The organism is Sulfurimonas iocasae, from assembly GCF_047716755.1.
Classification (GTDB): Bacteria; Campylobacterota; Campylobacteria; order Campylobacterales; family Sulfurimonadaceae; genus Sulfurimonas.
This window is the reverse complement of record NZ_CP180409.1, coordinates 1,809,265-1,826,658: the sequence shown is the minus strand read 5'-3', so window position 1 is coordinate 1,826,658 and position 17,394 is coordinate 1,809,265. Positions and strand designations below refer to the sequence as shown.

16 protein-coding genes are annotated in these 17,394 nt (G+C 33.6%); 12 read left to right on the top strand and 4 right to left on the bottom strand.

Going from position 1 to position 17,394, the window contains the following annotated elements:
- Positions 1 to 2: 2 nt before the first annotated feature.
- From ACLHDE_RS09205 to ACLHDE_RS09170, 8 genes are all read left to right on the top strand, one after another.
- The gene (locus ACLHDE_RS09205) at positions 3 to 2,054 is read left to right on the top strand and encodes an alpha-amylase/4-alpha-glucanotransferase domain-containing protein (RefSeq protein WP_415396130.1); all 2,052 of its coding nucleotides are present in this window, start codon (positions 3 to 5) and stop codon (positions 2,052 to 2,054) included.
- Complete coding sequence (gene galT, locus ACLHDE_RS09200) at positions 2,047 to 3,078, top strand: galactose-1-phosphate uridylyltransferase (protein WP_415396129.1); 1,032 nt, start codon at positions 2,047 to 2,049, stop codon at positions 3,076 to 3,078. Before ACLHDE_RS09205 ends, galT begins: the two co-directional genes overlap by 8 nt.
- Positions 3,065 to 4,519: a glycogen synthase gene (locus ACLHDE_RS09195; protein ID WP_415396128.1), complete on the top strand. Its 1,455-nt coding sequence runs from the start codon at positions 3,065 to 3,067 to the stop codon at positions 4,517 to 4,519. Before galT ends, ACLHDE_RS09195 begins: the two co-directional genes overlap by 14 nt.
- On the top strand, positions 4,519 to 5,358 hold the full coding sequence (locus ACLHDE_RS09190) for an ROK family protein (RefSeq protein ID WP_415396127.1): 840 nt from the start codon (positions 4,519 to 4,521) through the stop codon (positions 5,356 to 5,358). Before ACLHDE_RS09195 ends, ACLHDE_RS09190 begins: the two co-directional genes overlap by 1 nt.
- On the top strand, positions 5,351 to 6,832 hold the full coding sequence (locus ACLHDE_RS09185) for a glycogen synthase (protein WP_415396126.1): 1,482 nt from the start codon (positions 5,351 to 5,353) through the stop codon (positions 6,830 to 6,832). The genes ACLHDE_RS09190 and ACLHDE_RS09185 overlap by 8 nt, the downstream gene beginning before the upstream one ends.
- Positions 6,833 to 6,835: 3 nt before the next feature.
- Positions 6,836 to 8,773 (top strand): 1,4-alpha-glucan branching protein GlgB, encoded by a 1,938-nt coding sequence (glgB, locus tag ACLHDE_RS09180; RefSeq protein ID WP_415396125.1) that lies wholly within the window; start codon positions 6,836 to 6,838, stop codon positions 8,771 to 8,773.
- 35 nt (positions 8,774 to 8,808) lie between these two features.
- A complete protein-coding gene (locus tag ACLHDE_RS09175; RefSeq protein ID WP_415396124.1) occupies positions 8,809 to 9,300 on the top strand; it encodes a hypothetical protein in 492 nt (163 codons plus the stop codon).
- Between the two features lie 142 nt (positions 9,301 to 9,442).
- Positions 9,443 to 10,660, top strand: coding sequence for an IS256 family transposase (locus ACLHDE_RS09170; RefSeq protein ID WP_415396123.1), 1,218 nt, complete (start codon positions 9,443 to 9,445; stop codon positions 10,658 to 10,660).
- 34 nt (positions 10,661 to 10,694) lie between these two features.
- On the opposite strand, the gene ACLHDE_RS09165 is transcribed toward ACLHDE_RS09170, so the two are convergent.
- Both ACLHDE_RS09165 and ACLHDE_RS09160 read right to left on the bottom strand, forming a co-directional pair.
- Positions 10,695 to 10,874, bottom strand: a complete 180-nt coding sequence (locus ACLHDE_RS09165) for a hypothetical protein (RefSeq protein ID WP_415396122.1) — start codon at positions 10,872 to 10,874, stop codon at positions 10,695 to 10,697.
- Positions 10,875 to 10,970: 96 nt separating this feature from the next.
- Positions 10,971 to 11,846, bottom strand: coding sequence for an AraC family transcriptional regulator (locus tag ACLHDE_RS09160; protein ID WP_415396121.1), 876 nt, complete (start codon positions 11,844 to 11,846; stop codon positions 10,971 to 10,973).
- A 150-nt stretch (positions 11,847 to 11,996) separates the two neighbouring features.
- Between ACLHDE_RS09160 and ACLHDE_RS09155 the strand changes: the two genes are divergently transcribed.
- A complete protein-coding gene (locus ACLHDE_RS09155) occupies positions 11,997 to 13,466 on the top strand; it encodes an acetyl/propionyl/methylcrotonyl-CoA carboxylase subunit alpha (protein WP_415396120.1) in 1,470 nt (489 codons plus the stop codon).
- Positions 13,467 to 13,624: 158 nt separating this feature from the next.
- On the opposite strand, the gene ACLHDE_RS09150 is transcribed toward ACLHDE_RS09155, so the two are convergent.
- Together ACLHDE_RS09150 and ACLHDE_RS09145 are read right to left on the bottom strand one after the other, a co-directional pair.
- A complete protein-coding gene (locus ACLHDE_RS09150; RefSeq protein ID WP_415396119.1) occupies positions 13,625 to 13,999 on the bottom strand; it encodes an ArsR/SmtB family transcription factor in 375 nt (124 codons plus the stop codon).
- A 428-nt stretch (positions 14,000 to 14,427) separates the two neighbouring features.
- A complete protein-coding gene (locus ACLHDE_RS09145; RefSeq protein WP_415395806.1) occupies positions 14,428 to 15,663 on the bottom strand; it encodes an IS110 family transposase in 1,236 nt (411 codons plus the stop codon).
- 369 nt (positions 15,664 to 16,032) lie between these two features.
- Here ACLHDE_RS09145 and ACLHDE_RS09140 point away from each other — a divergent pair, with 369 nt between their 5' ends.
- The 3 genes from ACLHDE_RS09140 to ACLHDE_RS09130 are packed head-to-tail and all read left to right on the top strand — an operon-like array spanning position 16,033 to position 17,388.
- Complete coding sequence (locus ACLHDE_RS09140; RefSeq protein ID WP_415396118.1) at positions 16,033 to 16,533, top strand: DsrE family protein; 501 nt, start codon at positions 16,033 to 16,035, stop codon at positions 16,531 to 16,533.
- 26 nt (positions 16,534 to 16,559) lie between these two features.
- A complete protein-coding gene (locus ACLHDE_RS09135; protein WP_415396117.1) occupies positions 16,560 to 17,033 on the top strand; it encodes a rhodanese-like domain-containing protein in 474 nt (157 codons plus the stop codon).
- Position 17,034: 1 nt separating this feature from the next.
- Positions 17,035 to 17,388, top strand: coding sequence for a DsrE/DsrF/TusD sulfur relay family protein (locus ACLHDE_RS09130; protein WP_415396116.1), 354 nt, complete (start codon positions 17,035 to 17,037; stop codon positions 17,386 to 17,388).
- Positions 17,389 to 17,394 lie beyond the last annotated feature (6 nt).

The window sequence follows — 17,394 nt, the reverse complement described above, 5'->3', positions numbered from 1 at the left end:
TTATGAGAAATAAAACCACACTATTATTTGGTATCCATATGCATCAGCCCGTAGATAATTTTAAAGAGGTTATAAGCCATGCAGTAAACGTATGTTATGCACCTTTTTTTGAGGTGCTTAGCAGATATCCGGAGTTTCGATTTTCTGTACATTGCAGTGGTTGGCTTATGCAACAGATTGAGAGCGATTATCCAAAGCTTTTTAAAAACATAGTTGAATTATCCAATAAAGGTAGTATAGAATTTTTTGGCGCGGGGTTTTATGAACCGGTACTCAGTGCAATTCCATCGCAAGATAGAATAGCTCAGATTAAAAAACTTAGTTCTGAGATAGAGATAAACTTCAATCAAAATCCAAAAGGGCTTTGGCTTAGTGAGAGAGTATGGGACTCTTCACTAGTCTCAGACCTACATAAATCAGAGATAGAATATACGCTACTAGATGATTACCACTTTCAATCAGCCGGCATTGATGAAGATGTTTTAGATGGATATTATACCACTGAAGAGGGTGGTAAAAGTATAGGAATATTTCCAATTAGTAAAAAACTTCGCTATGCCCTGCCTTTTTTCAGTGTTGAGCGTTGCATAAAAATAATAAAATTATATTCGAGAGAGAAAGATTCAGCCGCTGTTATATTTGACGACGCGGAAAAATTCGGTATGTGGCCGGGCACTTACGCTTGGGTATACGAAAAGGGATGGCTCGAAAAATTTATACAAACTGTACTAAAAGATGATGAAATTAAATGTGAGCATTATGGTAAATATTTTAAAGAACAAAAAACGCGTGGTATCGCCTACCTACCTAACGTATCTTATTATGAGATGGGAGAGTGGAGTCTAAAGGCTGATGATGCTATAGCTCTTGAAATCTTGAAAAATGAGATGGGAGAGGAGCGCTATAATGAAGAAGGAATCAAGTTTTTAAAAGGTGGGATATGGAAAAACTTCTTTGTGAAGTATGAGGAGAGTAATCGCATCCACAAGAGGATGCTTGAACTCTCATCTATGAAAGAGGAGATAAAAAATGAACTTTTTAATGAAAACCTTTATAAACTTCAAACAAATGATGTTATGTGGCATGGCGTTTTTGGAGGTCTTTATCTTCCAAATCTCAGGGACAATGCATACAGCTACCTGATTGAGTGTGAAAAACTAAGATATTCGGGCAAAACTTTGATAAGTACGGATGAGAGTGAGATGGACGGTTATCTCAAAGTAAAATCCGTAACGCCGAAATATATCTTTAGATTTGACAGCAAATATGGAGGACAGCTTATCGAGTTTGATGATTTGCAAAAATGCTTTAACTGGCAAAATACTCTCAGCAGACGAAAAGAATCCTACCATGAAAGGATGTTGAGGCCACCATCCGAGAAGCAAATGGATAAAAATGATTGTTTTTTGGATGGGATTGACACCATACATAATAGTGCACACCACATCAATGAGGAGATTAAAGAAGCTTTAGTATATGATTGGTACATAAAGAACTCTTTTGTAGATCATATAAGCGACAAGTCTGCTACTCTTGAGAATTTTCGTTCTTGTAGTTTTAAGGAGTATGGGGATTTTGCAAACCAGCCGTTTTTATATTCAAAAGATTCAGAGGCAATCGTGTTTGAGCGAGAGGGTGGGGTATATCTGCCTCAAAAATATAACACGCATCTAAAGAAGAGTTATATTACGAAGCAAAACGGATTCAGGTTTAAAATAGAACTCGCTACAGATTCTGACTATTTTTTTAATTATATATTGGAGTTAAACCTACATTTTGCAGAGTATGAAAAAGTCAGAGTAAATGGTGAGAAAATATCTGTAGGTGCCAAAAAAGAGAGAATGAAATCATTGGAAATAACAGATTCTTATTTAGATAAAAAAATCATTATAAGCCTTGATAGAGAGGTGGATTTTCTTTACTACCCTTTAAAAACTGTATCTCAAAGTGAGCAAGGATTTGATTTGACAACACAATCTCTTAGTATGGCTTTTGTGCTTCCTTTTTCAAAAAATTTCTCTTTAGAAGGAGTTTTGGAGGTGGAAGATGTCTGAGATTCGATATAACCGTCTGCAAGACAGTTATGTTATTATTGCCCCTGAACGTATGCGCCGTCCTGATTATATGTCTTGGAGTAAGGAGGAAGAGAGTTCTAGTATATGTCCTTTTTGCGAGGGCAAGGAATCTATGACTCCAAATGAGATATTCTCCATCAGAGATAAGGGAAGTTTTGCAGATGAAAAAGGGTGGCTTACCCGCGTAGTTCCAAATCTCTTTAAAGCGGTACAAATTGAAGCACCGTATCAGTTGAAAAATGAAGGTACAAATAAAGTGTGGGATGGTTTTGGAGCGCATGAAATAATTATAGACACACCAAAACATCTAAGTTCTATATCTGAATTATCATCTGAGGATATTTTTAACTGGCTTAAGACAATACAGGCTAGGGTTAGCGATTTGAGAAACGATAAAAGAATAGCCTATATCAGCATATTTAAAAATCAGGGACAATCGGCAGGTGCCACTCAGGCACATCCACATACACAACTTATAGGATTACCTATAGTACCAAAAGAAATTGCTCGTAAATATGAGAGGATGTATCACTACTATATGGATAGTGGAAGAGCTTTAATGGATGATATTATAGATGAAGAGAAGCGTGAGGGAGAACGAGTGATAAGAGAAACAGATTCTTTTATAGCTTTTTGCCCATTTGCTAGTGAGTACCCGTTTGAAGTAATAATCACAAGTAATAATCTCTCGGCAGAAATTGATAAGATTGAAGATGAAAAACTAGAGGAACTTTCAAACCTTTTAAAAGAGCTTTTTGCAACAATGAATTTACAACTTGGAAACTTTGATTTTAATATGAGTCTCTCTGTATCTCCGATGCAAAAATATTTTTATATAGATACAAATATTAATCATAAAAGCACAATATGCAGATTTGAGATGCGAATCATACCTAGTATTTACAGACATGGCGGTTTTGAACTTTCTACAAGCACTATGATAAATCCTGTCGAACCTGAGTATTGCGCAAAGCTGTTAAGGAGTTCTTTTGAAAAAATCTAAAAAACAGAAAAAGATTCTTTTTGTCTCAAGTGAAGTCTATCCTTTTGCAAAAAGCGGTGGTTTGGCTGATGTTTCTCTTGGACTACCAAAGGCTCTTTTGCCGATGTTTGATATATCGATTATGATGCCTATGTACAGTTCTATAGACAAAGATAGATTTGACATTGTTCATACCGGAATATCATTTGAGATTTTGCTTGGTAAAAAAAAGCATCTTGTAGAGTTGTTTAGTACTTCATACGAAGGGATAAAGTGCTATTTTATTGATACACGTATACTTTGTGCTAAAAAGTCTCTTTACGGTACACCAGAGAAAGGGTACAAAGATAATGACCTTCGTTTTGGGCTTTTTAGCAAAGCTGTAATAGCTTTTATCAAACAGAGTGTAGAACCTTATGATCTGCTCCATCTTAATGACTGGCAGAGTGCACTTTGTGCACTTTTTCTCAAAGAAGATAGCTCAATTAAAACCAAGTGTGTATACACGATACACAATCTTGCATATCAGGGTGTGTTTGAGAAGAAAGCTCTGAGCAGACTCGGACTCTCTTCATCCTACTTTAACATGGAATCTTTGGAGTTTTATGGAGATATGAATTTTATGAAAGCAGGCATAGCTTATGCCGATGTCATTACTACTGTAAGCCCAAATTATGCAAAAGAGATACTTACGCCAGAATTTGGATGCGGTCTTGAGGGATTTTTGGCAAAACATCAAAATAAGACAGTTGGTATTTTAAATGGAATCGATATTTCTAATTTTTCTCCAAAAACAGATACAGCACTTGAGAATAACTACGATTCAAAGAGTTATGATAAAAAATATAAAAATAAACAGTCATATCTTAAAGAAAGAGACATTAAAAACACACAGAGACCTCTTTTCATCTTCATTGGCCGTTTTACTTGGCAAAAAGGGATTGACCTGCTTGTAAAAGAGTTGGATAAAATAAGCACTATGAAACTCAATATTGCCATCTTGGGTAATGGTGAGAAAAAATACTCCAAACAGATAAAATCTATAAGTTCAAAACACAAGAACATAAACTTTTATTTTGGCTATGACGAGGAACTCTCTCGCAGGATGTATGCATCAGCCGATTTTATGTTAATGCCGTCTCTATTTGAGCCTTGCGGGCTTAACCAACTGATTGCAATGAATTACGGAACTATACCGATTGTAAACAGTGTTGGAGGCTTAAAAGACAGCGTGAATTCTATTGATGATTTTGACTCAAAAAATATGAGCGGATTTGGGATATGTTTTGAGAAAAAAAAGCCAAAAGCACTTATTAAAGCCATTAAAAAAGCCTTAGAATTATATAAAGACAAAGAACGTTTAAATAAGATAAATCTTCATAATATGGAGTGTGATTTTTCTTGGGATAGAGGTGCCAAAGCTTATGCCACAATCTATAATTCACTTGTGGAAAAAAGGTGATGAAACTCTTTATTGATGTAGGTGGAACTAACCTGAGAAGTGAACTGCATACATCATCTGAGATTATAAGTCAAAAAGTCTCATCGCAGGAGAGGGAACTTGTAAAATATATAGAACACTTGCTTGTGCTCTATCCTTTGATAAGTTTTATCGGAATCTCATTTGCGGGACAGATTTTTGAGGGAGAGATATTGTCTGCTCCAAATCTTCATGTATCCGAGCCAAAGATAAAAGAGTATTTTGAATCTCGCTACAATCTTAGATTGGAAATTGAAAATGACCTAAAGTGTGCCGTTGTCGCCGAAGCGGAGTTTATTAAGTCAGATTCTATTGTGGCTTTATATGTCGGTACTGGTATAGGCAGTGCCTTTATAGATGAGGGAAAATTAATCAGAGGGGTAAAAAACCAAGCTTTTGAGATTGGACATATTTCGTATAAAGAAGCTCCATTTGCTTGCGGATGTTCTAAGACTAACTGTCTTGAGCTTTTTGCTTCAGGCTCGGGAATGAATAGGTGGATGAAGCATTTTAACATTCCAAAACTACTTCTTGATGAGCTTGAAAACTCAAAAGAGAAGCATACTAAAGAGATAGCTATTTCTTTTAAAGAAGCTCTGCTATATGCAGTTGCAATACTTATTACCTTGTGTAATCCTGAAGTTTTAGTTTTGGGAGGCGGTGTTATAAAGAACAATGAATATCTTTTAAAATACATCAAAGAGAACCTTGAAGGATATGTACAAAAAAACACTCTTGAAGAGGTACAGATTGTTGTGTCATCTTTAAAAAATGGCTCTATGGAAGGTGCAAAACTTTTGGATGGAAACCCTTATGGATAAACTGAAAATACTTATGGCAGCCTCAGAAGTTGTTCCATTTGCAAAAACAGGCGGACTGGCAGATGTCACAGGAGCATTACCAAAAGCCCTTAAAGCACTTGGACATGATGTGAGGATTGTGATGCCGCGTTATTATGCAATTGATAAAAACAGCTTTAAGGCATTGGACGGAGCACTTGGTGTAGATATGGGACGTGAGGGCGAAGCCTGGGCTTTGGTTTTAGAAGGTATGTTGCCTGATTCAGACATACCTGTTTATTTCATAGACCATGAAGCCTATTTTGGTCGTAGCGGTCTTTATGAGGAGGGAGGGGAGGCATATGCTGATAATTATCAAAGATTTGTATTTTTCTCAAAAGCTGTGATGCAGTTAAGCAAAAAGCTTCATTTTAAGCCTGATATTATTCATGTAAATGATTGGCATACTGCTCTTATCCCTCTGCTTCTTAATACTATGTACGCACATGATTCAGACTTTGAAAATACAGCCTCAGTTTTAACTATACACAACCTCCAGCATCAAGGAAGATTTAGCAAAGATGTTATGGAAGTGTTGGGCATAGGATGGCAGAACTTTAATATTTATGAGTTGGAAGATTATGACGGAGTCAACCTCCTAAAAGGCGGGATCGTTCATACAGATGCACTCACAACCGTCAGTCCCAAATATTCACTTGAGATAAGGGGTCCCGAATTTGACTGGGGCCTTAAAAATGTTATAAATGCACATGCTAATAAACTTCATGGTATTTTAAACGGGATTGATTATGATGAATGGAATCCGGCTAATGATAAATATATAGCAAAAAACTATGATTTAAATGACCTATCTGGCAAAAAAATCTGTAAAAAAGAACTTCAAAAAATATTTAATCTTCCCCAAAGAGAGGATGTCGCTCTTATAGGTTTTGTAGGACGTCTGGTTGAGCAAAAGGGCATCTCGCTGATAGCTCAGGAGATTTACAGACTGATGGATTTGGATATTCAGATAGTGCTACTGGGAGCAGGAGAGAAGTGGGCGGAAGATTTCTTTAGTCATATATCAGATATTCACAGAAATAAGTTTGCTTGCTATATAGGTTACAGAAACGACCTTGCTCATAAGATTGAAGCTGGAAGCGATTTTTTTCTTATGCCATCTCTTTTTGAACCTTGTGGACTCAACCAGTTATATTCGCTTAGTTACGCAACTTTACCCATAGTAAGAGCTACGGGCGGACTTGATGATACTATACAAAACTACGATTCTCTTGAGAACTCAGGTACAGGGTTTAAGTTTTATGAAGCCTCCGGTGAAGCACTTTACGGTACGATTGTATGGGCAGTTGATATCTGGTACAACAATAAAGATGCGATAAATATGCTGATACAAAATGGCATGAAAAAGCATTTTGGATGGGATGATACGGCTATGGTTTATGAGAGTGTTTACTACCAAGCACTGCTTCATAGACGTAATAGAAAAAAAGGATAAGTCATGAATAACGCAATACATTATGATGTGACACGTTTCAGCGATTATGATATTCATCTTTTTTTAGAGGGGAGCCATGCCAGACTTTATGAGAAGTTTGGGTCTCATTTTATGAAAAGAGGAGATACCTGCGGTGTTTATTTCAGCGTTTGGGCGCCAAATGCCAAAACCGTCTCAGTGTGTGGTGATTTTAATAATTATGATAAAACTATCCATCCTTTGAAAAAGAGAGAGGATGATTCTGGTATCTGGGAATGTTTTGTTGAGGATATAGAACAAGGACTTACTTATAAATACCATATCGTCTCAAATATGCACAATATAGTACACGATAAAAGCGACCCGTTTTCATTTTACAGTGAAAAACCTTCAAAATCCGCCTCACGTATCTGGGAGATTGATAACTATGAGTGGCAGGATAAGAGCTGGATGAAAAAGCGCGCTAAATATAATGCACATGATGCTCCGATAAATATATATGAGGTGCATCTTGGTTCATGGCGCAAAAAGACAGAAGAGGATAACCGTTATCTTTCATACAGGGAGATGGCGGATGAGCTGGTCTCATATCTTTTAGAGATGAACTATACACATGTAGAGTTTATGCCTTTTACGGAGTATCCGTATTTTGGTTCATGGGGATATCAGGTGGTGGGATATTTTGCAGCTACGGCACGCTTTGGAGAACCTCAGGATTTGATGTATCTAATTGACACTCTGCATAAAAGTGACATCGGTGTGATTATGGATTGGGTGCCTTCTCATTTTGCAGTTGATTTACACGGTCTGATAAACTTTGACGGAACCGCACTTTATGAACATGCAGATCCAAAGCAGGGATATCATCCGGAATGGGGCAGCATAATCTTTAACTATGGGCGAAACGAGGTAAGAGCATTTTTGATAAGTTCTGCAATGTTTTGGCTGGATAAATACCATATTGACGGTATAAGAGTAGATGCCGTGGCTTCCATGCTTCATCTAGACTACGCAAGAAAAGAGGGGGAGTGGATTGCAAACAAGTACGGTGGAAATGAAAATCTCGAAGCAGTTCATTTTTTAAAAGAGCTTAACCGTACAACTTATGGAGCATTTCCAGATATATTGATGATTGCTGAAGAATCAACTGCCTGGCCTATGGTAACTCGCCCAACTGATGTAGGCGGTTTAGGATTTGGTCTTAAGTGGAATATGGGTTGGATGCACGACTCTCTGAAGTATCTAAGTTATGACCCCATCTATCGTCAGCACTATCATAAACAGCTTACTTTTAGCATGTGGTATGCATATGATGAAAATTTTCTACTTCCTCTGAGCCATGATGAGGTGGTACATATAAAAGGCTCTCTCATTAATAAGATGCCAGGAAAACTTGAAGATAAATTTTCAAACCTCAGGGCTCTTTACAGCTACATGATAGCTCATCCTGGGAAAAAACTGATGTTTATGGGTGGTGAAATAGCCCAATTTGCAGAGTGGAATTATAAAGAGAGTCTTGACTGGCATCTGCTTGAAGAGCCTCTTCATAAAAAACTCCAAAAGATGGTCTCAGATATAAATGCACTTTATCGTACCCAAAAAGCGCTCTATCAATATGACGAGAAGAGAGAAGGGTTTGAGTGGATAAACGATGCAGATTATCAGCGAAACTGCATAAGTTTTATACGCAAATGCGATAATGAGAACGAGACAATACTGGTTGTGTGCAATTTTTCAAATCAAGAACTCATTCACTACCGCGTAGGGGTTCCAGAAGATGGAAGATATGAAGAGATATTTAATTCACAATCAGAGTATTATGGTGGTTGTAATATAGGAAATACAGGGGTTCTTAAAGCTAGAGATATATCAGTAGATACAAAAAGATTTTCCATATCTATAACACTGCCTCCAATTGGTGTGTTATTTTTTAAGAAGGTTGTACCAGTAATTAAAAACTAAATAATGTGATACAATTCGTTCACATAAGGACTATAATGAGAGAAAAACATAAAATAAGTAACTATCCAAGTAAAAATATAAAAACTGAAACTTATAAATTAGGTGACACCTTTGTTACAAAGAATTATTATGATGCTAAAGATGCTTACGTTAAGGAGTTGATTAATGAAGAAAATGGCATTAAAGAAGTTAAGCATTTTACTGTTAAAGGTGTTTTGTCAAAGCTAGAGTATTTTGTAGAAGATAAGAGACAGGGACAAGAGATAAGATACTTCATTCCTAAAGCAGACAAAAGTATTAAAAGTACTAAAATGTATGATAATGGCAAGTTACATGGTGAAAATATAATTTACAATGAAAATGCTCAAATAATTAAACATGAAGTTTATGCTCTTGGAAAACCTGTATTAAAATATTTACGAAAAGATATTGATAGCAATGATATAACAAGTGTTGAGATTATTAATAAAGAAGATGTCGATAAGTTGCCAAAAACAGAATATGAAAAACTACAAAGTTATATTTAAATTTTTATTTTAATCGAGCAGTAAAACAAAAACACCAATAATAATAGCTATTCTTGAGAGAGTGTAAATCTAACTGTGTAAACCTTAAAAATTAAATTTATTTGATATAGTCATCAAGTGAATTATTTATAAGGATTTACATATGAGTTTAATAAACCACGAAGAGCTAAAAAAACAAATTAAAGATGGTACATTTACATCTTTAGATGATATAACCAACGAGTTTAAGAATATACTTAGAGAAGTTATTCAGACAGCTTCTTCAGAAGAACTAACTTCACATCTAGGTTATGAAAAGCATCAACCCTCAGATACTCCAAACTACCGTAACGGCTACAATGATAAAAAAATAAACTCAAAGTATGGTCAATTTGATGTTTCTATCCCCAGAGATAGAGAATCTACATTTGAGCCACAACTGGTAAAAAAGAGAGAAGTACTTTTAGATGGCAGTGAAGACCTTATTCTTTCACTCTATACCAAAGGTATGAGTGTAAGAGATATACAGCATCATCTTGATGATTTATACGGCTATGAACTCTCTGCTCAGACGATCTCAAACATTACTGAAAAGGTTATTGAAAAAGCAAATGAGTGGCAGTCTCGTCCACTAGAACCTATTTATCCCATTATCTTTATGGATGCTACAGTGCTAAAGATAAGAGTTGATAGAGTTGTTAAAAATATAGCAGCTTATATAATGCTAGGAATAACGCTTGAAGGCAAAAAAGAGATTATTGGTATTTGGATCGGTGAGAATGAAACTTCTAAATATTGGCTTACGGTTTTAAATGATATCCAAAAGCGTGGAATACAAGATGTTCTAATCTTCGCAATAGACGGTTTAAACGGCTTCAAAGAAGCCATCCAAGCCGTTTATCCTAAAGCAGAGATACAAAGATGTATCGTTCATCAGATAAGAAGCTCTTTGAAGTTTGTTTCTTGGAAAGATAGAAAAGCAGTTGCTAAAGATTTAAAATCTGTATACTCAGCGCTCAATGAAGAAGATGCTCAATTAGCTCTTACTGAGTTTAATGATATCTGGGGTAAAAAATATCCAAATATCACCCTCTCTTGGACAAATAATTGGAATGAACTTTCTACTTTTTTCAAATATCCAAATTCAGTTAGAAAATTAATTTATACAACTAACCCTATAGAATCACTAAACGCAACTATAAAAAGAAAGACAAAATCTAAAGGCTCATTTCCTACTATAGAATCTGCTTTTAAGATGCTATATCTTGCTACTCAAGAGCAACAAGAAAAATGGAAAGCTAACAGCATTAGAAATTGGTATGAGATTTATCCTCAACTTAGTATCTTTTTTAGCGAAATTGTGTCAAAATATACTAAGTGATTTAGGAATAGAAGGTGGGTTTACACAGTTTATTTTACGGTCTCATTCTTGAGTATTTATCATGTGCTGGTTCTGGGCGGAATCTTTCGAGTTCATTTGTAAAGTATTTAGTTATATCTAAAAAAGCTATCCATCCCTGAGCTCCTATAGATGAAACAAATATCATTAGAGATATAAGCTTAATTAACTCTAGCACTGCATCCATAAGTGTCATATATACCTTCTTCTTTTCAATGGCAACAGTATAACAGATATAAATTTTACTTTTCTCATATCTATAGGTTTCTTAGATTTAAAAGTATTACAAAGATTAGAATTTAATTGATAGATAATAACTTATATCAAATAAATTCTCATTATTTAGATAGTTATTTTTATGGTAAACAATAAATGAGGGTTTTGTTGTTGTCTCATATTCGCTGTCTACGAGCCAGTCATGATATACCCATTGTATAAATCTTAGTATATCTTCACCATAACCTTGTAAGTCAAATTTTGCATATACGCCATCGGAGATTTTAAATTTTGGCAATCTTTTTGTAAATACACCTTCCTGTTCATCAGTTATTATACAAGCTATGTACTGACAATTATTTAAGTCTGTTATGGTTGGATTATCATGAAGTAGAGCTACCATTTGATACTTTTTTATTTTTTGATTTAAGATTAAAGTATATAGTTTTTGCCAAGTCTCTTTAACATTATTTATATATCCATTATTACGTATATAGTAACTTTTCATAGAAGGCATGTCAACTATTGTAGCGGAGAGTTTTGAAAAATCCAGTGTAGAGTTTATAGAGATATTTGATGCTTGTAAAATAGAATTTGAGTATTTTTTATATGCACCGTTTCTCCACTCTTTAGGAGAAACGTCAAATTTATTTCTGAATGCTTTTATAAATGAAGAGTGAGAACTATATCCACATAGATTAGCTATTTCTGATATTGTAGAGTATTTATTGGTTAGTAATAGACTTGCTGCTTTTTGCAACCTGATAGATTTAATACTTTCATAAATATTTTTTCCAAATGTATTTTTAAATAATTTGTGCATATAAAACTTACTTATACCAAGGTTACGACTTAGTTCATCCATATCTATATTTACATCTATATGGGTATATATGTAGTACATAATACTGTTGGATATTTTAACGTTTTTTTGAAGAGTATCTTTGTTCATAAGAAATATTATAGCAAATTTGAATAAATAAAATAACAATTATAGACAATTTTAACTATTTTTATAAACAAATAAATTGACAAAAAAGAAGAAGAATTTTCTACTTTGAATTTACTAGAATAATGTCATTGAATTAAGCAGAGGTATAATATGAAAAAAATTTCTAAAGTTTTAGTAGCAAACCGTGGTGAAATAGCCCTAAGAATTATAAGAGCATGTAAAGAACTTGAGATAACATCTGTAGTTGTATTTTCTGAAGTGGATGTGAATGGTGTATGGGTTACGAGAGCTGATGAATGTTATCCGATAGTAGGTAATCCAATTGATGCATATTTAAAATATGACAAAATAATTGATTTAGCAAAAAAAGCAAGCTGTGATGCTATCCATCCGGGATATGGTTTTTTATCTGAGAGTGCAGAATTTGCACAGGCTTGCGAAGATAACGGTTTAATTTTCATAGGACCAAAACCACATCATATAGAACTTTTTGGTGATAAAATGGCTTCAAAAGTTGCTATGAAAAAGATAGGAGTTCCTGTGCTAGAAGGAACAAACACCCCTGTGATTGATGAAGAAGAAGGTAGAAGAATCGCTTTAGAGATAGGTTATCCTATTATAATTAAAGCAGCATTTGGTGGTGGTGGAAGAGGTATGAGAATTGTGCATTTTGCTAATGATTTCTCAAAAATGTTTGATTCTGCCACGAATGAATCTATAAAATATTTTGGTAAAGGAGATGTATTTATAGAAAAATATGTTCAAAACCCTAGACATATAGAAATCCAAATTGTTGCTGATCAACATGGAAATGTAGTTCACTTAGGTGAGAGAGATTGTTCAATTCAGAGACGACATCAAAAAGTTATTGAGATAACACCTTCTCCTCTTTTAAATGATGAAGTAAGACAAAAACTTTGCAAAATCTCAGTAGATGCCATGAAACAACTTGGTTATGAAAGTGTTGGTACGGTTGAATTCCTAGTAGATGAGAAAGATAATGCATATTTTATTGAGATGAATACAAGAGTTCAAGTAGAACATCCTGTAACTGAGATAGTAACGGGAGTCGATATTATTCAAAGAATGATAGAGATAGCTGCAGGAGATAAGTTAAAATATTTACAAGAGCAGATACAATTTAGAGGATATGCTATAGAGTTTAGAATCAACTCTGAAGACCCACAAAACAATTTTATGCCTACAGCCGGAACTGTAATAAAATACTTAACACCGGGTGGTCCTGGTGTTAGACTAGATACCAGTCTTTATAGCGGATATGAGTTACCTACGAGTTATGATTCTATGCTTGGAAAACTTATTGTTTGGGCTCTTGATTGGAAAGGTGCAGTTGCTAAAGCTAGACGTGCATTGGATGAATTTCACATAGAAGGTTTTAAAACAAATATACCGCTTCATAGAGAGATAGTAAGAGATACTACTTTTAAAGAAGGAAGTTTTGATACTGGTTATTTAGATGTTAATATGAACAAGTTTAATCTTGAAGCGCAAAGTTCAATTGCTGATGAAGAAGAAAAATTTCTTAAATTGGAAAAAACGCTTAAGATAATAAAAGAAAATAATTTAATATCAGTTAACAATAACTTTACGCTTTATTAAAATACCCTTGTTTTACCATTAAATACTATATCTACTTGGTGTTGTCATACTGATAGACAACACCCTTCATACTCTTTAAATTAGTGCTAGATAGCAATCAGAGCAAAGTCAAAGTGCCTTATATTTTTTTGTTAAATTTATAATTGATATAAAGTTATTTAACTAACTATAATATCCCCAAAGAAGAGCTCTCTATTTGATTCAAAATTATCAACTAATACACTAAAGCAACTACCTAATTCACGAATAGTTTCTATATTTGGCTCTATATATATCTTGTTACCTTTTTTCTCCATAGTAATGATGTCTGCCTCTCTTAGCTCTTTTAAATGTTTTGAGATTGTAGGAAGAGAAAAATCAAAATGTTCGGCTATTGTACTCACACATGTAGCATGTGGACTAACTTTAACGTTTGGATCTTTTTTATCAAGTGAACATGTGTAACCACCTGTAAAAACATTTTTAAAAATTAAAAAGCGGGTTTCATTCCCTAAGGCTTTAAAAATTTTTATCTTTTGTTTCATATCTAACATATCTTTCCTTGACATTTTAATTTAAAAATTATACCATACTCTTATCTATTTAGTTAAATGCCTAAATATGCATATAGGAAAGTATATTTTACATTACTAAGTTATTATTTCTTAAAATTAAAGCCTTTTTATAAAGAATAACTTAAAAAGCAAGGAAAGTAAAAAATAGACATTAGTTTATTAACAATATTACTTCAAAGAACTATGCAAGAGCTAAAAATCTTGCAAGTTTGATTTTTTAAATACTCTTTGTTGTATTTCATTTCTAAAATTTGAGCAAAGAGTGTTTTGATAATCAAACTATAGAGTAAATTATATATTTGTCTCTATTTTGGTTAACAACTAGTACGGTAATAGCTTTAAATATTATTGCTATTATGAATGATTTAAGTACTAACTTGTGATCTTTAACTTATCACTGTTTATGACTAATTTGTAAATACACGATTTGGATTATAGGGTGTGTTGTATTTAAAAATAGAGTATATGATAGTTGCAAGTTTTCTTGAAACTGCAACAAGTCCCTCTTTTTTAGATTTGCCTTGACTTCTTTTAGTATCGTAGAGTTGCTTCATCTGTTTGTTATGTATCAGACAACTTACAGCACTAAGATATAGTGCATGCTTGACCAAAGAAGAGCCTCTTTTACTTAAGTGACCTACACTTTTAGAATTACCAGAGCTATTTTCTGTTGGAAAGAGTCCAAGATATCCTATAAACTTAGGTATAGATGGAAACCTCGTCAGGTCTCCACATTCACTAATAACAGCAGCTACAGTTTTATCACTTACTCCAGGTATGGTTTTAAGGTTATCAATAAGAGTGTTACTCTCTGGTAGCTCATCAAGTGTTGAACTATTAATGCCTTTTTTATCAAGCAAAGAGAGTATCTCAGCTTCAATAATATCTATCTCACTAAGATACATCTTTAAAAGCCTAATAGTACTTCTAATAGCTATTGCTCTTGCATCTTTAGCCTTACCTGAATAGATAGACTCTCTTGAGAGTTCTAGTAATCTTAGGGCTTTGTCTTTATTGAAGTTATTGCCTTGAATATGAGCAAATATCTTCATGATTCTATCAACGCTACTATGCTTATAGTGATATGCTGTTGGATACTTTTCAAGCAGAGCTAGACCACTTATGGTAAATGGATTTGTGAAGCTCTCAAACTCTGGAAATGTAACTGTTATTTGAGTAATGATTCTCTTCTTAACCTCTTTCATATCAGACTGAATAGAAGCACGATTTCTATAGAGTGTTCTAAGGCTCTGATACTCATCATCAGTTACATAACCTGATGAGTATTTGCCATCTTTTAAAAAGAGTGCTATAACTAAAGAGTCTATGTTGTCATTTTTTACTTTTTTCATAGTTATTTGTTCTCTATACCTTGAGGTTTGAAATGGATTGAGTAGTTTAACACTATAGCCCTTAGACTTTAAAAACTCTAAAAGGTTTTCACCATAAATACCAGTTGCTTCTATACCGATAATAAAGTCATCTTTATCTAAAGTGACACTATCTAAAATAGTAAGTAATTTTTCAAACCCTTTTAAATCATTGTTGATTTTAAAAGGCTTGTTAATAACCTTAGTTTCACTATCATCGATAACTGAAACAACATGAAAACTCTTTGCAATATCTATTCCTACGTAATACATCTCTATAATCCTTGTCGTGTAATCTTAAGTTGCCTAACAAAAAAACAAAAGTTAAATTGTTAGAATTCACAGCCTCGTTAATCTATGTGTTGTAGGTGCTAAAATAACAGCTACCCCAACAGCTTTTAATAAGTGATTAACAACTAAAGACACCAACTGGCTTAATGATGTAGTCAGTAGATATAAAATATTTTCATATCCTGCTATAAGGAAAAAAATGTTGTTTTATCTTTAGTCATAAACTGTGAAAGTTACAAGATTTGAAGTTAGTACTTCAATCTTAAAAGAGTAATACTTCTTTGCTTTAAAGTCAAAAAAACTTTAAAAAAGAACTACTTACTCATAAAAGAAATTATACGAGGAGAATAGATGAAAAAAATTAAAAATCTCATTTTTTTAATTGCTTTGAGTATGTTACCTGTAATGGCTACGCAACTTAGTGCGTCGGAGGGTGATGAAGAGGTAATAAGAAAAGTTGTTTTTGATCTTACTACAGGAGATATGAAAACATTTGAGCAAAGAATTTTAAGTGGTGTTGCTAGATATACCGCTCACTATCAAGGAATAATGCAGGAGTTTAATGCAGTTGTAGTTATTCATGGAGATTCTTTCAAGTTTTTTGTTAAAAATCTTGCCAATTCACCCTATAAAAATCAAACTGAGTTAGTTAAAGTAAATAGCGACCTAAAAAAACGTATTACCTCTGCTAGTGATATATATGAAGTAGAATTTCTTATTTGTGAAGCGAATATGCGAAAGGCAGGATTAAAAGAAAAGGATATATATTCATTTGTAAAACTTGTTCCAAGCTCAACAATGGGGCTCATAGAAAAACAAAATGAAGGTTATGCATACATACCTGTACGCTAAACAATAAATAAACACAAGGAAGAGATATGAAAAATTTATTATTAGTAATTACATTATTATTAACAACAACAACATTAATGGCTGAGTCCATGGGTAAAATGGACTTAATAAAACAAGCACAAAAAGAGGTTGGTGAAGTATCTGCTAAAAAACTTAAAAGTTTACTCGATGAGGATGAAGATATTATTGTACTTGATGTTAGAGAAAGTGAGCAAAGAGCAGAAGGAAGTATCCCCTCAAATGACATGAATAAAGAACAATTTATCTCTATAACTCGCGGAAATTTAGAATGGAAAGTAGATAAACTAATTCAAGATAAAGATGTAATAATAGTTACATATTGTCGTAAAGGTGGTCGTGGAGCACTCGCAGCGCAAGTACTAAAAAAGATGGGTTATAAAAATGCAACCACTCTAAAAGGTGGTCTTAAAGAGTGGGCAAAAGCTGGTTATCCTGTCAAGACTGGACTAGGAAATGTGATTTTAAATCAGGAAAAATAAAATGATAACTATAATTTTAAATAAACAACCATATGATGGAACTGATGTTATTTGGAATGCACTTCGTTTAGCTAAAACACTTTATAAAAGTGGTGAAAGTGTAAATATTTTTTTAATGAATGATGCAGTTGATTTAGCTCGTGATAAAACAACTAAGCCAGATAGTTATGATTATGACTTAGTTGAGATGCTAAAAAAGATGCATGAATCAGGAATCAATTTACAAGTATGTGGCACTTGTAATGCAAGATGTGGTCTTTTTAAAAATGAACCTTATTTTGATGAAGCCATATCTTCAACTATGCAAATATTATCAGATTGGGTAATTAGTAGTGATAAAGTAATAACTTTTTAAAAAAAA

Coding starts and splice junctions, on each gene's coding strand:
- ACLHDE_RS09155 (WP_415396120.1), top strand. CDS start 11,997: ATGAAAAAAATTTCTAAAGTTTTAGTAGCAAACCGTGGTGAAATAGCC.
- ACLHDE_RS09145 (WP_415395806.1), bottom strand. CDS start 15,663: ATGTATTACGTAGGAATAGATATTGCAAAGAGTTTTCATGTTGTTTCA.
- ACLHDE_RS09135 (WP_415396117.1), top strand. CDS start 16,560: ATGAAAAATTTATTATTAGTAATTACATTATTATTAACAACAACAACA.
- ACLHDE_RS09175 (WP_415396124.1), top strand. CDS start 8,809: ATGAGAGAAAAACATAAAATAAGTAACTATCCAAGTAAAAATATAAAA.
- ACLHDE_RS09190 (WP_415396127.1), top strand. CDS start 4,519: ATGAAACTCTTTATTGATGTAGGTGGAACTAACCTGAGAAGTGAACTG.
- ACLHDE_RS09165 (WP_415396122.1), bottom strand. CDS start 10,874: ATGACACTTATGGATGCAGTGCTAGAGTTAATTAAGCTTATATCTCTA.
- ACLHDE_RS09130 (WP_415396116.1), top strand. CDS start 17,035: ATGATAACTATAATTTTAAATAAACAACCATATGATGGAACTGATGTT.
- ACLHDE_RS09150 (WP_415396119.1), bottom strand. CDS start 13,999: ATGTTAGATATGAAACAAAAGATAAAAATTTTTAAAGCCTTAGGGAAT.
- glgB (WP_415396125.1), top strand. CDS start 6,836: ATGAATAACGCAATACATTATGATGTGACACGTTTCAGCGATTATGAT.
- ACLHDE_RS09205 (WP_415396130.1), top strand. CDS start 3: ATGAGAAATAAAACCACACTATTATTTGGTATCCATATGCATCAGCCC.
- ACLHDE_RS09140 (WP_415396118.1), top strand. CDS start 16,033: ATGAAAAAAATTAAAAATCTCATTTTTTTAATTGCTTTGAGTATGTTA.
- galT (WP_415396129.1), top strand. CDS start 2,047: ATGTCTGAGATTCGATATAACCGTCTGCAAGACAGTTATGTTATTATT.
- ACLHDE_RS09160 (WP_415396121.1), bottom strand. CDS start 11,846: ATGAACAAAGATACTCTTCAAAAAAACGTTAAAATATCCAACAGTATT.
- ACLHDE_RS09185 (WP_415396126.1), top strand. CDS start 5,351: ATGGATAAACTGAAAATACTTATGGCAGCCTCAGAAGTTGTTCCATTT.
- ACLHDE_RS09170 (WP_415396123.1), top strand. CDS start 9,443: ATGAGTTTAATAAACCACGAAGAGCTAAAAAAACAAATTAAAGATGGT.